Below are 14,168 nucleotides of genomic sequence, written 5' to 3'. Positions count from 1 at the left end.
CGCCTCATCCTGTTCGAAAACCGAAGCCCGGTTTTGCGGGAAAAGACGCACGAGAGGGCGTTGTCCTTTCCCCGGATTTGGCCGGGGCGACAGGCATCCCCTTGCGGGGGCCACCAACACCAATGAGCGCGCGCTTATACGCGCATATCTGCACGAGTCAACAGGCGTGTGACCCGTCCTGTCACACGCGCCTGTTACGCAAGGGCCGCGCAGGCTGCGTGGCGCGGGCATGTCACCACGTGGTCATTCACCAAACCCATGGCCTGAATCGCCGCATACACGATGGTCGGCCCACAGAATCGGAACCCCTGCGCCTTCAAATCCTTGGACATCCGCTCTGACATCGGGGTGAAAGCAGGCACCTCAGCCAGAGAGGCCCAACGGTTCTGGAGCGGCGTTCCATCGACATATTTCCAGAGAAATTGATCGAACCCCTCCGCCTCTTCGATCTTCAGATAGGCCTGCGCGTTAAGGATTGTGGCTTCGATCTTGCCGCGATGACGGACAATGCCGGGGTTGCCCAGCAGCGTTTCGACCTCTGCCGGGCCCCAGTTTGCGATGGTTTCAGGATCGAACCCCTTGAATGCCTCGCGGAAATTTTCCCGCTTTTTCAATATCGTGATCCAGCTCAGCCCGGCTTGGAATCCATCCAGGACAAGCTTTTCCCAAAGCGCGCGGGAATCGCGTTCCGGTACACCCCATTCGGTATCATGGTAATCAATGTAAATTTCTTCAGAGCCGACCCAGCCACAACGATCCATCTCACCCGCCTTGCATAAAATGAGCCACGTTACTGACCATTAAGCCCTTCTTAGGGGAAATGAGCCAGCCTGTAGCGGTGAAGTACGACACGGAACGGCCCACGCATATGCCCCCACGCCACCACCTTGCAAATATTCCGCCCGGAAATTCCAGCCCCCTTGAGTACGCTGTGCGAAAGCGGGACGAGGAAACGCTCAACATGGTGGCGGATGCTGTCCGGTACAAACAGGCGCTTTTGGCCTATCAGCCCGTTGTGCGTGCGCAGACGACGAATTCCGTCGCGTTCTACGAGGGGCTGATCCGCGTTCTGGATGCCACCGGGCGGGTCATTCCCGCAGCGGACTTCATGCCCGTCGTGGAAAATGAGGAACTTGGCCGCACCATCGACACGCTATCGCTGGCCATGGGGTGCAAGGCGCTGGCAGAGGTACCGAATCTCCGTTTGTCGATCAACATGTCCGCCCGCTCCATCGGGTATCGCCCGTGGCTACGCACGCTCAATCGCTGGCTCGACAAGGATGACAGCATCGGGCCGCGCCTGATTCTCGAAATCACCGAAAGTTCGGCGATGACGGTGCCCGAACTGGTGGTGGACTTCATGGACCGCCTGCAAATGCGCGGCATTTGCTTTGCGCTGGATGATTTCGGGTCCGGCTATACCGCGCTGCGCTACTTCAAGGACTTCTTCTTCGATATCATCAAGATCGACGGCCAGTTCATCAAAGGCATCGCCCGCGACCCAGATAACCTTGTTCTCACGCAAGCCATGCTGTCCATCGCCAAGCAATTCGACATGCTCTGCGTGGCCGAAATGGTCGAAACGCCCGAAGATGCCGAGGTGCTAACCAAGATCGGCGTCGACTGCATGCAAGGGTTCAATTTCGGCGCACCGACGATCAAGCCCGATTGGCTTCCCCGGTCAGGGCATATGGCACGCCGCCGGGCGTAGTCGCGTCAAACAGCCTCAGCATCCTTTCGCATATCAGACCACACCGCCGTTGCCGCCACGCATCCAATTCGTTATGCCGGTGGTTGAGTTTGGTGGGTCGGATTGGGTTTTTTGCCCTTCCAAGGCAGAATTTACCCGAGATGTCTCTCCACGATTTAGGCAGAGGGAGAACTCATGACCAATGTAGTAATTGCATCCGCGGCCCGTACGGCTGTCGGCAGCTTCGGGGGAGCGTTTTCGAACACGCCGGCACATGATCTGGGCAAATGTGTGCTCGAAGCGGTGGTGGAGCGCGCGGGGATCGAAAAGGCCGATGTGTCCGAAACCATCTTGGGTCAGGTTTTGACAGCGGCGCAGGGCCAGAACCCGGCGCGCCAAGCGCATATCAACGCGGGCCTGCCGATCGAATCCGCCGCTTGGGGCATCAATCAGGTCTGCGGCTCCGGTCTGCGCGCCGTCGCCCTTGGCGCCCAGCACATCCAGCTTGGCGATGCGGATATCGTCGCCGCAGGCGGTCAGGAAAACATGACCATGTCGCCCCATGCCGCAAATCTGCGGGCCGGTCACAAGATGGGCGACATGAAATACATCGACACGATGATCCGTGACGGACTGTGGGATGCCTTCAACGGCTATCACATGGGCCAGACGGCTGAGAATGTCGCTGAAAAGTGGCAAATCTCACGTGATCAGCAGGACGAGTTCGCGGTCGCCTCTCAGAACAAGGCCGAAGCGGCACAGAAGGCCGGCAAATTCGATGACGAGGTCGTGGCCTTCACCGTCAAGACGCGCAAAGGCGACATCGTCGTCGACAAGGATGAATATATCCGCCACGGCGCGACCATCGAAGCCATGCAGAAGCTGCGCCCGGCCTTCACCAAGGATGGGTCCGTAACCGCCGCCAACGCCTCTGGCCTGAATGACGGCGCGGCCGCCGTTCTTCTGATGTCTGCGGACAACGCGGAAAAGCGCGGCATTCAACCGATGGCGCGGATCGCATCCTATGCAACGGCAGGTCTTGACCCGTCGATCATGGGTGTCGGCCCGATCCACGCGTCGCGCAAGGCGTTGGAAAAGGCAGGTTGGAGCGTCGATGACCTTGACCTTGTCGAAGCCAATGAAGCTTTCGCCGCGCAGGCCTGCGCCGTGAACAAGGACATGGGCTGGGATCCGTCGATCGTGAACGTCAATGGCGGCGCGATTGCGATCGGCCACCCGATTGGCGCCTCCGGTTGCCGCGTTCTGAACACGCTGCTGTTCGAAATGCAGCGCCGCGACGCCAAGAAAGGCCTTGCGACACTTTGCATTGGTGGCGGCATGGGCGTCGCCATGTGCATCGAACGGCCCTGATTTCTAAGGTGGGGGCAGAGCATTTCTTTGCCCCCACCCCGTCGAACGGGCCGCTCCAGTAAAAATTCTTAAAGAAATATTATTGCGCAAGTTGCGCCCGGGAAGTAACAAGATTTCGACACTAAATTGGAGGAGACCCCATGTCCCGAGTAGCTCTAGTCACCGGTGGCAGCCGCGGTATCGGCGAAGCCATTTCAAAAAAACTCAAAGCCGATGGCTACACAGTCGCTGCCACCTATGCAGGGAATGACGAGGCCGCCGCCAAGTTCACAGAGGCGACCGGCATCAAGACCTTCAAATGGAATGTCGCCGATTACGATGACTCCAAAGCGGGCATCGCAAAGGTCGAGGCAGAGCTTGGCCCCATCGACGTCGTCGTTGCCAACGCGGGCATCACCCGTGACGCGCCGTTTCACAAAATGACGCCGGAACAATGGCATCAGGTCATCGACACCAACCTGACGGGCGTTTTTAACACCATCCACCCGATCTGGCCCGGTATGCGCGAGCGTAAATTCGGCCGCGTGATCGTCATTTCGTCGATCAACGGGCAAAAAGGCCAGTTCGCACAGGTCAACTACGCCGCGACCAAGGCGGGCGATCTGGGGATCGTGAAATCCTTGGCACAGGAAGGCGCACGCGCAGGGATTACCGCGAACGCGATCTGCCCCGGCTACATCGCGACAGAAATGGTGATGGCCGTGCCGGAGAAAGTGCGCGAGGCGATCATCAGCCAGATTCCGACAGGCCGCTTGGGCGAACCGGAAGAAATCGCGCGCTGCGTTGCCTTCCTCGCCTCCGATGACGCGGGCTTTATCAATGGCTCCACCATCTCGGCGAATGGCGGCCAATTCTTCGTCTAACCGCCACATAAGCCACTGAATTCAGGGCCGTTCCCTTGGGGAGCGGCCCTTTTTCTGTCTGCAGGTGGGGAATTCCGGACCTGACAAAACTGCGAAACACGTCAAAGTTGTGCTACTTTAGGTTATATTTAAACGCAATTTTGGAGGCTACTATGACCAGTGCACACGGCTCCAGTCAGCTTCGAGGCCTTGATGCCTTTTGTTCACGAGAACATCATTACCACGAGGGCGACCGCTTTGGACGCATGTTTCCCGATCTGTCCCCGCTTTTCACCGACCCGCGCGTTTTGGACAGTCTTGGCCAGCCCGGCGGTGTCATGGATGGTGGGCCAAACGGCACCACATCGCAAAGCAATCCAGTGGGTTTTGTCTTTTTCGGACAGTTCGTTGACCACGACATCACGCTGGATGTGACGTCCAGCCTCGACAGCGTCAACAACCCCGAAAACACGCCGAATGTCAGATCCCCAACGCTTGATCTGGATTGCATCTATGGGCTTGGCCCCGAAGCGCAGCCCTATCTGTACCATCCCGACGGCGCGTTCAAAGGCGTCAAGCTGATCACCGGCGCGGAACTGGGCACTGGGGCACATGCGGCTGATGATTTGGCGCGCGTCGGCGATATCGCCCTGATTGGCGACTTCCGAAATGACGAGAATCGAATCGTCAGCCAGATGCAATTGGCGATGATCCGCTTTCACAATCGCATGTGCGACGACCTGCAGGGCAAATACAGCGGCAAGGAGCTTTACGAAGAGGCGCGGCGGCTTTGCATGTGGCACTATCAGTGGTGCGTCGTGCATGACTTTCTGAAAAGCATCTGCGGCGAAGGTGTCGTGTCCCGGGTTCTGTCCGAGGGACGCAAGTTCTACAAACCCAAATCGCCCTTCATCCCGGTCGAGTTTTCGGTCGCCGGGTATCGCTTTGGCCATTCGATGGTGCCGATGAAGGTCCAGACCCAGCAAGGGGGCAGCATGTTCGAGCTGTTCGGCACGGTGCTTGGCAAGGGCTTTGGGCCGATCTCGGACGCCCGCGCCGTGACGGACATGCACGAGATGTTCGAAACGCATGAGGGGCGCACCGTGCAGCGTGCGGGCCGCGTTGACGCGAAGCTGGCCTCTGACCTGCTGGCGCTTCCCGCCAAGGTCGATCCCGAGGGACGGTCCCTCGCCACGCGCAACATGGTTCGCGGGCAGTCCTTCCTGCTTCCTGCGGGCGAAACACTCGCCCGCGCGATTGGCCGCCCGGAGACCGAGATCGAACAGGTCAGCGATGCGGCCCGCGCGGATGAGCCGGGCCTGCAAGGTGGCACGCCGCTATGGTACTACATCCTGCGGGAGGCCGACCTGATCGGGCGCGAGAATATCGACGGCACCCGCCAACCCGGTGAAGGGCTGGGCCCGGTGGGCGCGACGATCGTGGCAGAAACGGTGATCGGGTTGATTGAACTGGACCCGCGATCTTGGCTTGGTGAGAACCGCAATTGGCGTCCGCAGAACAGCACGACCGATCCAAGTATCGAGTTAAGCAGCATCGGTCACTTGATGACGTATGGCTGACGAAATCGCGTGCATAACGCGATTTTAACGCCACAAACCTATACCGGGGCCGGTTCAGCCGAACAGGAGGCCCCGGTATGCTGCACGGAAATGCCACCCCCCGACTGCCGGTGCGCGATGCGCGCGCCGCCCGGATTGCGGAACTCTCTGCCGAATATATCGATGCCTCGGCAGACCGACGCCAGGAAATCGGCGCAGAGATCGCCGGTTTGATTAACCGGCGCATCATCCCGCTTCACGGCAGTTAATTCAAAATTCGGCGGAATCACCGCGCCGATTTTCCGAACATCCAGCCCCAAACGTTTCGCACCGCTTGCGCGCGTTCGAAATGGGCGCGGCGGATGGCGGCATCGGTGATCTGACTGGTGCGTGCTTCAAGCATGGGTCTCTCCTCGGAACAGGTTTTCTTGATCTGCTCTAAGTATGATGCTTGTGATTAAGCTGACAAATGAGACTTTTCACGGCCTCAGTTTAGTTTTACTTATGTAAAATGCCAGATCGCCTTCCCCCTTTGACCGCCTTGCGCGCCTTTGAGGCGGCAGCGCGTCATATGTCCTTTGCTAAAGCGGCAGAGGAATTGAATGTCACGCCCGCCGCGCTGTCCTTCCAGATCAAATCGCTTGAGGACCACTTGGGCGCGCCCTTGTTCCACAGGCTCAATCGCGCCGTGACCCTGACGGAAGCCGGTGAAACCCTGGCCCCCGGCTGCCGTGACGGGTTCACCGCGCTGGTCGCAGCCTGGACGACAACGCGGCGCCTGCTGGATAGTGCGACGCTGACCGTCACCGCCGGACCCGCCTTTACCGCCAAATGGTTGGCCCCGCGCCTGTACGAATTTGCCCAGAAGCACCCTGCCATCGAACTGCGCTTTTCTGCGGCGCTGCGTATGATGGATTTCGACCGCGACCAGATCGACGTTGCGATCCGCTTCGGTCAAGGTCCAGATCAGGGGCTATGGTCTCTGCCCCTCGCCGAAGAATGGGTGACGCCCGTGATGACACCGGACCTGGCCAAGCGCTACCCGACGGCGCAATCGCTGCGGGACGCCGTGTTGATCATCGACCAATCCATCGATTTTCTCGAACCACCGGTGAATTGGACCACGTGGCTGACAGCCGCGGGGGTGGCGCCTTTTACTGCGCATGGACCGCGCTTTTCCCAAGCGGACCACGCGGTCGATGCGGCATTGGCCGGTGTTGGCGTCACGCTGGGTCGCCGCGCGCTGGTCATCAAGGACATCCACGAGGGCCGGCTTGTCGCGCCCTACAAGATCGCGCTGAACACCCATGCGCGCTTTCGTTTCCTGTGCCGCTCCGGCACGGAAGAGCGCCCGCATATCCGGGCCTTCCGCGACTGGATGCTGGCAGAGATCGAAAAGACGCGCGATGTCACCGAGGCGCTGCACATCGTCGATCCCCCGCCCTTGGAAACGTAAGGCCCCGGACCGTCACAGTCCGGGGCCACTCTTCTTCCGATTTTGCCTGCCGGTGTGACCCGGCCCAGGCGACCTACGGCCACCCCACCCACGCGATCAGTCTGTCAGTGCGACAGACGTTCAATCTCTTCCTTCAGTCGCAATTTCTGCTTCTTGAGATCCGCAATCTCAACGTCGCTCGTACTGGGCGCACGTTGCGCTTCCTCAACAGCGTCACTAAGGACTCGATGCTTTCTCTTCAGCTCCTGCAGATGCGAGCTAAGGGTCATGGGCGTTCTCCTCATTCGTGTTGAATAAGCCGAGTGAACCACAAATTCCGAGTCGCGTCACGCCGCAGTCGCGAAGCCATGCCAAACGCGGATTTTGTTCGACAAATTGCTCAATAAGTGATCGGCGCGCCGCAGCGCAGCACGTCTGAGACCACCTTTGTATAGTGATCCTTGTCACCCGGATGATCCGCCCCGCGGTGCAGGATCAACGGCGCATGCAATTTCAAAGGCGCGCGCCCTTCCTTGCGCCCCCGCATCAAGACAAGCTCCGCCGCCCGGTCAACGCGCGGCGCAAGTGGCAGCACCTCAAGGCTGCCAAGGCAGGAATTCATCGCGCTCAACGCGTCGGCCAGCCGGTCCGCCTTGAGGATCAGATGCAGATAACCGCGTGGTTTCACCCGGCGCGCGCCGATCCCGATCCACTCCGCCAGCGGCAGGTCTTCGCCCAAGGCGGCTTCGCGCACACGGTCGGGCGCGGCGGTGCCATGGGCACGATCATAATATGGCGGGTTGGAGATGACATGATCGAAGGACATCGCCCGCAGCGGCGCTGGCATCTGCGCCAAATCCGCTTGCGTCACGGTGAAGTCTTGCGCGGCCTCAAGCCCGTTGCGACGGGCCAATGCGGCATAGGCGGGCTCACGCTCCACCCCGTAAAGTTGCAATTGCGCGACCCGCACCCCGAGACACAGCGCCGCAGCACCGGCCCCACATCCCAGATCAAGCACCGTCTGACCCGGTTTCGCAGGCACCGACGCGGCCAGCAGCACAGGGTCCACACCGGCCCGATACCCCTTGACCGGCTGCCAAAGGTGAAGTTTTCCACCCAAAAACGCATCTTTTTGCAGGTTTTCAGCCGAAAATTCGGTCACGGGCTGACTTCGATACCATTGTCGCGCATTGCGATGCTGGCGCGGGCGTAATCATCTTCGCGCACCATCATACGGATAGGAAAAACATCCAATCCGCCGTAGAGGTTGCTTATATTTACGTCCAGTTCAAAGCACATTATATCCTCACCAGCCAGAAGCGCTTTGGCAAAAGCGGCGACAGTCGGGTCGGAGGTGCGCAAAAGCTCTTTCATACGCCTGATGTAACGGGGCTGAACCACAGAAGTCGAGAGCCGAACAGGAAACGGAATGGACGCCAGCTACAAACCGCATGATCGAATGGCCGAGCTGCTGGCAGATGAGCTTGCGCAGGTGAATGACCTGATCCGGGATCGCATGGCGTCCGAACATGCGCCGCGCATTCCCGAAGTGACCGCGCATCTTGTCGGCGCGGGCGGCAAGCGTCTACGCCCCATGCTGACCCTCGCCGCCGCGCGCCTATGTGGCTATGACGGCCCCTATCACGTGCATCTGGCGGCCACGGTCGAATTCATCCACACGGCGACGCTGCTGCATGACGATGTCGTCGATGAAAGCAAGCAGCGGCGTGGGCGGCCAACGGCGAACCTGCTATGGGACAACAAATCTTCCGTGCTGGTTGGCGATTATCTCTTTGCCCGCAGCTTCCAGTTGATGACCGAAACCGACAATATCCGCGTGCTGCGTATCCTGTCGAACGCTGCCGCGACGATCGCGGAAGGCGAAGTGCTGCAACTGACCGCCGCTCAGGATCTGGCGACGGATGAGGGGATTTACCTCAAGGTCGTGCGCGGCAAGACAGCGGCACTGTTCTCTGCCGCGACAGAGGTTGGCGGCGTTATCGCCGGCGCGTCCGAGGACGTGATCAAAGCGCTGTTCGATTATGGCGACGCGCTGGGGATTGCTTTCCAGATCGTCGATGACCTTTTGGATTATCAGGGCGTTAGCGCGGCCACGGGCAAGAATATCGGTGATGATTTCCGCGAACGGAAACTGACGCTGCCCGTGATCAAGGCCGTGGCACTTGCGAATACGGAAGAGCGCGGGTTCTGGGAACGCACGATCGAAAAGGGCATCCAGAACGATGGCGATCTGGAAACGGCCCTGACCCTGCTGAACGCGCACGGAACGCTTGAGGCGACCAAGCAAGACGCACTGAGCTGGGCGGACCGCGCCAAGGCCGCGCTGGAACAGCTCCCCGACCATGAAGTGCGCACGATGCTGCGTGATCTGGCCGATTACGTGGTCGAACGGATCAGCTGACACCGCCGCCAAGCGTGGTCGCGACGATCCACCAATCGGGATGTGCCGCTTCGATCTCATAGGCAGCGAATTTGGCGGCTTTGAGCGTGGGATAGATCGCGAAACAGGTCGCGCCGGAGCCGGACATTCGCACTAGACGCACATTCCCGGTTGAGCGCAATTCGCTGAGCGCGGTGTCGATGTCGCGCAGCAGCGCCGCTGCGGGCACCTCCAGATCGTTGCGCTGCCCGGCGAGCCACGCACAGCACGCATCCGCATCGGCAAAGTCCGGGATCACATCCGGCATCGGCGCATTGTCGCGGCTGGCCATTGAGGAAAAGACCTGCCCCGTCGGCACCACCCCCCCCGGATTGACCAGCACAGCAGGCAGTGGCGGCACTTGCACCGGGTCCAGCCTTTCACCAATGCCGCGCATCCGCATCGGCTGGGCGGCGTAACACACCGGCACATCCGCCCCAAGCGCAAGCACCGCGTCCGGATCCAGCCCCGCGCCCGATGCCCACAGCAACGCCGCTGCGTCGGAAGACCCGCCACCGATCCCGGCCCCATGCGGCAAGCTTTTGAACAATCGGATATGCCCGCGCCAATGCGCCAGTTCCGCCGCGCGCCACACAAGGTTGCGCGCATCTGTCGGAACGCCGTCCGCAAAAGGCCCCTGCACGGTCAGCGAAAGCTCCGGTCCCGGCGTGATTTCCAACCGGTCGCCGATATCGGCAAACACGACGAGACTGTCGAGCAGATGATACCCATCTGCCCGCTGGCCCGTCACATGCAGCGTCAGGTTGATCTTGGCCGGTGCCGTGATCTGCACGGCCGATGCTGTTGCTGTGCCCGCGTCAGTTATCGCCCGCGACCTTCAATGGTGGCTTGCCTTCTTCGGCCAGCAGATCGTCCAGACCGATTTCCAGCTTCTTGCGGATGCGGTCCGGGTCGGCCTCGGTATCGACGTTATCACCGTCGATGAAGGATAGCGCCCGCGACCACTGGAATTCCGCCTCGCGGTAACGCCCAACGGCCCAGTACACATCGCCAAGGTGATCGTTCACCACCGGATCGACCGGCATCAATTCCACCGCAAGCTCCATGTGGCCAACCGCCTCATCATAGCGGCCCAGCCGGTAAAGCACCCAGCCCAGGCTGTCCACGATGTAACCGCTATCCGGGCGGGCCGCGACGGCACGTTCGATCATCTCCAACGCTTCGTCCAGCTTGATCTGCTTTTCCACCATCGAATAGCCAAGGTAATTCAACACCTGCGGCTGGTCAGGCTCCAGTTCCAGCGCCGCGCGGAAATCGGTTTCGGCCTTGTCCCACATGTCTTGACGCTCAAGGCTGATGGCCCGCGCATACAGCAGGAACCAACGGTTGCGCGCCGCCTCATCCGTGCGGGCCAAGGCCTTGTCATAGGCATCCGTGGCAAGCGCGAATTCATCCTGCCCGCGATAAACATCGCCCAGCGTCGAATACACGACAGCCAGATCACCATGGGTTTTCGCAAGGTTGTTGAGCGCCTCGATCGCGGCGTCATCCTTGGACAGCTTGCGCAATGCGCTGATCCGGCCAAGCTCTGCCGCGTGGTAATCCACATGATCGCGCGGCATCTGCGCGAAAGCATCAATCGCCAACTCATACTGGCCCAGATCCTCCAGCAAATCCGCGACAAGAAGCAGCGCATCGCTGTGATCGGGGCGCAAAGCCTGCGCCATACGCGCATAAAGCAAGGTGTAATCCGCCTGCGCTTCGTTAATCAGCGCCGCGGCGATGGAGTAATAGACCTCTGCCAGACCATCCTGCGCGGTGTTCACATGGGAGAACGCGACAAGCTCGCCCTTTTCCAACCGCTCCCGCAGCGCCGCGATACCCGGATCGGAAGCTGGCCCGAAAGCATCGTCGAGACGGTCCAAAGCGTCCTGATTGCGATCAAGATTCGACAGGATTTCCGCGCGCGCCATTGCCCCGCGCCGGGTCAGCTGTACCAACCCTTGTTCATCTTCCGAAAAGATCGCCTCTGCCCCGGCGAAATCACCCGTCTGGGCCAGCGCCAAAGCCTTGTGATACAGCGCAAACCCCTTCAGCCCCTGTTGTTCAGAGAGTTCGTCGAACGTGGCGAAAGCGTCTTCAGCGCGCCCCGCACCAAGCTGTGCCCAAGCGCGCACCAGACCATCCACAAGCGGGCCAATGCCACGCTCTTCGCCCTTGCTGCGTTCGATCAAAGCCTCGAAATCGCCGCTGCGCGCAAGGTCGGTCGCCAGCATCATCTGCGCCACTTGGCTGCGCACGCCAGCCTTGTCCATCGCGCGGGCAATCGGCAGCGCGTCGTCGAAATTCCCGCGCAGCAACTGGGCCAATGTCAACGCTTCCTGCAATTCGGGATTGCCACGCTGCATCACCAAAGCGCGGGTGTAATAGCGTGCTGCGGCCGCGTAATCATGCTCTCGGTCGGCGATACGCGCGGCGAGATACGCTCCTGAAAGGCTGTTCGAGAGTGCCCCACTCGCAGGTCCGATAAGGGCCACGGCGGTCAGCGCAGTTCGCATCAACTTCAGCATTACCTGCCTCTTTTTGTCTGCTTCGGTTGATAAGCCTAACAGGTTCAAACCCGCGCGCAACGAAAAGGCTGTGACATCTGCGCGAGCAGCCGCCCAAATCCGGGCAGCGCCGCGACACTATGCGCGTTAAACCCGCCTTAAATCTTGGTGCCTATGATTGAACCGCGCAAAGATGCGGAAATGCGGAAACCGGAATGTCACGGCACACAGCCACACATCAACGTGCACAGACGCGCAAGGCGGCGAACAATTCCGCCGTGTTGCATCACCGCGGCAAACAGATCCCCGTCGTGCTCAAGAACGTGTCGCGCGATGGCGCTGCGGTTGTGCTGAAGGTTGGGTCCGCCAATTTGGCCCTGGATGGCCCGATATTTCTTGAAGTGCCGGGATTTGCGCGGCTGCCCTTTCGTGTCCGCTGGACCGATGACACCAGTTTGGGCGGGGCGTTCGACATCCCCCTCTCCCGCAAGGCCGGTTTCAACGCGCAGCTCGATCGGCTGCTGATGCGGATTGGCCGATAGAATATACCGGCCAATCCCGCCTGAATTTACATATTGGGGTAGTTCGGCCCATCCCCGCCCTGCGGCGTGACCCAAGTGATGTTCTTGCTTGGGTCTTTGATGTCGCAGGTTTTGCAATGCACACAGTTCTGGAAGTTGATGACGAAGCGCGGATCGCTGCCTTCTTCGCGCACGATTTCGTACACCCCGGCCGGGCAATAGCGCTGCGCCGGTTCATCATATTCGGGCAGGTTGACGCGGGTCGGGATCGTCGGATCTTGCAACCGCAAATGCGCGGGCTGGCTTTCCTCGTGATTGGTCATCGAGAAGCTGACATTGGTCAGCCGGTCGAAGCTGATCTTGCCGTCGGGCTTGGGGTAGTCGATCGGCTTGTGCTTGTCCACTTTCTCCGTCGCATCCGCATCGGACTTGCCATGCCCCAGCGTGCCCATCAAAGACAGTCCGAACAGGCTGTTGGTCCACATGTCGAACCCGCCGCCGACGAGTGAGGCGACAAGGCCGTATTTCGACCACAGCGGTTTGACATTGCGCACTTTCTTGAGGTCCTGACCGATCGCACCTTCGCGCACCTCGGCCTCGTAGGCGGTCAACTCGTCGCCCGCGCGCTCTGCTTTGATTGCCTCGAACGCCGCTTCTGCCGCCGCTTTGCCGGACAGCATGGCGTTGTGGTTGCCCTTGATCCGCGGCACGTTGACCATCCCGACCGAGCAGCCCAGCAGCGCCACACCCGGCGCAACCATCTTGGGCATCGACTGATACCCCCCCTCAGAAATCGCACGCGCGCCATATGCCACGCGCTTGCCCCCTTCGAGCAGCTCCTCGACCATCGGGTGATGCTTGAACCGCTGGAATTCCATATAGGGGAAAAGATGGGGGTTCTTGTAATTCAGGTGGACAACAAATCCGACGTAAACCTGATTGTTCTCAAGGTGATAGATGAAGGAGCCACCGCCCGCATTGCTACCCAAAGGCCAGCCCATCGTATGGGTCACAGTACCTTCGCGGTGCTTGGCCGGGTCGATTTCCCAGATTTCCTTCATGCCGATGCCGAATTTCTGCGGCTCTTTCCCGGCGGACAGATCGTATTTCGCGATCACTTCCTTGGCGAGCGATCCGCGCACCCCTTCAGACAGGAACACGTATTTACCGTGCAGCTCCATGCCCGGCTCGTAGCCGGGACCGGGCGTGCCGTCTTCGGACAGACCGAATTCGCCAGCGACCACGCCTTTGACTTCGCCATTCTCACCGTAAACCAGTTCCGAACACGCCATGCCGGGGAACACCTCGACGCCAAGCTCTTCGGCTTGCTCCGCCATCCAGCGGCAGACATTGCCCATCGACACGATGTAGTTGCCGTGGTTGTTCATCAGCGGCGGCATCGGGAAATTCGGCACGCGAATCTGACCGGCCTCCCCGAGCATGTAGAAGTTGTCCTCGCGCACAGGCACGTTCAGCGGCGCGCCCTTTTCCTTCCAATCGGGGATCAGCGCGTCCAGCCCGCACGGGTCCAGAACCGCGCCAGACAAGATATGCGCGCCGACTTCCGACCCTTTTTCCAGAACGACGACGTTCAGATCCGCGTCCAACTGCTTCAGGCGAATAGCCGCGGACAACCCCGCAGGCCCGGCGCCAACGATCACGACATCATATTCCATCGCTTCGCGTTCTATCTCTGCCATGATCGGCTCCCTTTTGGTACTGGCGCTCCACTCTCGCGCAAGAAAGTTTCGCGATTGGCTATCTCAGCGTAATCGGTTTTTCAATCACGACACCGCGTAA

Annotated in this window: 15 protein-coding genes; 8 read left to right on the top strand and 7 right to left on the bottom strand. The window is 60.2% G+C overall.

Features of this window, described 5'->3' with window-relative positions; genetic code table 11:
- Positions 1-194: 194 nt before the first annotated feature.
- Positions 195-761 carry a DNA-3-methyladenine glycosylase I gene (locus E4Z66_RS08450; protein ID WP_136462559.1) on the bottom strand — a complete coding sequence of 189 codons (567 nt, stop codon included), beginning with the start codon at positions 759-761 and terminating at the stop codon, positions 195-197.
- Between the two features lie 107 nt (positions 762-868).
- On the opposite strand from E4Z66_RS08450, the gene E4Z66_RS08445 reads away from it, so the two are divergent.
- The 6 genes from E4Z66_RS08445 (at position 869) to E4Z66_RS08425 (ending at position 6,918) form a co-directional block, all read left to right on the top strand.
- Positions 869-1,711 carry an EAL domain-containing protein gene (locus E4Z66_RS08445; protein ID WP_136463066.1) on the top strand — a complete coding sequence of 281 codons (843 nt, stop codon included), beginning with the start codon at positions 869-871 and terminating at the stop codon, positions 1,709-1,711.
- A 174-nt stretch (positions 1,712-1,885) separates the two neighbouring features.
- The gene (locus tag E4Z66_RS08440) at positions 1,886-3,061 is read left to right on the top strand and encodes an acetyl-CoA C-acetyltransferase (protein WP_136462558.1); all 1,176 of its coding nucleotides are present in this window, start codon (positions 1,886-1,888) and stop codon (positions 3,059-3,061) included.
- Positions 3,062-3,201: 140 nt separating this feature from the next.
- Positions 3,202-3,924 (top strand): acetoacetyl-CoA reductase, encoded by a 723-nt coding sequence (gene phbB / locus E4Z66_RS08435; protein ID WP_136462557.1) that lies wholly within the window; start codon positions 3,202-3,204, stop codon positions 3,922-3,924.
- A gap of 152 nt (positions 3,925-4,076) precedes the next feature.
- Positions 4,077-5,483 (top strand): peroxidase family protein, encoded by a 1,407-nt coding sequence (locus tag E4Z66_RS08430; RefSeq protein WP_136462556.1) that lies wholly within the window; start codon positions 4,077-4,079, stop codon positions 5,481-5,483.
- Between the two features lie 77 nt (positions 5,484-5,560).
- Complete coding sequence (locus tag E4Z66_RS19645; RefSeq protein WP_168797757.1) at positions 5,561-5,731, top strand: hypothetical protein; 171 nt, start codon at positions 5,561-5,563, stop codon at positions 5,729-5,731.
- 242 nt (positions 5,732-5,973) lie between these two features.
- Entirely contained in the window at positions 5,974-6,918 is a 945-nt protein-coding gene (locus E4Z66_RS08425) for a transcriptional regulator GcvA (protein ID WP_136462555.1), read from the top strand.
- A 104-nt stretch (positions 6,919-7,022) separates the two neighbouring features.
- On the opposite strand, the gene E4Z66_RS08420 is transcribed toward E4Z66_RS08425, so the two are convergent.
- The 3 genes from E4Z66_RS08420 to E4Z66_RS08410 all read right to left on the bottom strand — a co-directional run bounded on the left by E4Z66_RS08420 (position 7,023) and on the right by E4Z66_RS08410 (position 8,271).
- Positions 7,023-7,187, bottom strand: a complete 165-nt coding sequence (locus E4Z66_RS08420; protein WP_136462554.1) for a YdcH family protein — start codon at positions 7,185-7,187, stop codon at positions 7,023-7,025.
- 110 nt (positions 7,188-7,297) lie between these two features.
- The gene (locus tag E4Z66_RS08415) at positions 7,298-8,059 is read right to left on the bottom strand and encodes a tRNA1(Val) (adenine(37)-N6)-methyltransferase (protein ID WP_136462553.1); all 762 of its coding nucleotides are present in this window, start codon (positions 8,057-8,059) and stop codon (positions 7,298-7,300) included.
- Positions 8,056-8,271 carry a putative signal transducing protein gene (locus E4Z66_RS08410; protein WP_136462552.1) on the bottom strand — a complete coding sequence of 72 codons (216 nt, stop codon included), beginning with the start codon at positions 8,269-8,271 and terminating at the stop codon, positions 8,056-8,058. The genes E4Z66_RS08415 and E4Z66_RS08410 overlap by 4 nt, the downstream gene beginning before the upstream one ends.
- A gap of 55 nt (positions 8,272-8,326) precedes the next feature.
- Here E4Z66_RS08410 and E4Z66_RS08405 point away from each other — a divergent pair, with 55 nt between their 5' ends.
- Positions 8,327-9,319, top strand: a complete 993-nt coding sequence (locus tag E4Z66_RS08405) for a polyprenyl synthetase family protein (RefSeq protein ID WP_136462551.1) — start codon at positions 8,327-8,329, stop codon at positions 9,317-9,319.
- Here E4Z66_RS08405 and E4Z66_RS08400 read toward each other — a convergent pair.
- A complete protein-coding gene (locus E4Z66_RS08400; RefSeq protein ID WP_246035935.1) occupies positions 9,312-10,130 on the bottom strand; it encodes a 4-(cytidine 5'-diphospho)-2-C-methyl-D-erythritol kinase in 819 nt (272 codons plus the stop codon). The genes E4Z66_RS08405 and E4Z66_RS08400 overlap by 8 nt on opposite strands.
- A 25-nt stretch (positions 10,131-10,155) precedes the next feature.
- The gene (locus tag E4Z66_RS08395; protein WP_246035934.1) at positions 10,156-11,868 is read right to left on the bottom strand and encodes a tetratricopeptide repeat protein; all 1,713 of its coding nucleotides are present in this window, start codon (positions 11,866-11,868) and stop codon (positions 10,156-10,158) included.
- Positions 11,869-12,062: 194 nt separating this feature from the next.
- On the opposite strand from E4Z66_RS08395, the gene E4Z66_RS08390 reads away from it, so the two are divergent.
- Positions 12,063-12,389: a PilZ domain-containing protein gene (locus E4Z66_RS08390; protein WP_136462549.1), complete on the top strand. Its 327-nt coding sequence runs from the start codon at positions 12,063-12,065 to the stop codon at positions 12,387-12,389.
- A gap of 26 nt (positions 12,390-12,415) precedes the next feature.
- Here E4Z66_RS08390 and E4Z66_RS08385 read toward each other — a convergent pair whose 3' ends face one another.
- Entirely contained in the window at positions 12,416-14,068 is a 1,653-nt protein-coding gene (locus E4Z66_RS08385; RefSeq protein WP_136462548.1) for an electron transfer flavoprotein-ubiquinone oxidoreductase, read from the bottom strand.
- Positions 14,069-14,168: the final 100 nt, after the last annotated feature.

It is taken from the genome of Aliishimia ponticola, assembly GCF_004803475.1.
GTDB lineage: Bacteria > Pseudomonadota > Alphaproteobacteria > Rhodobacterales > Rhodobacteraceae > Aliishimia > Aliishimia ponticola.
Note: the sequence above shows the minus strand (reverse complement) of the source record. Positions and strands in the feature narration are given on the sequence as shown.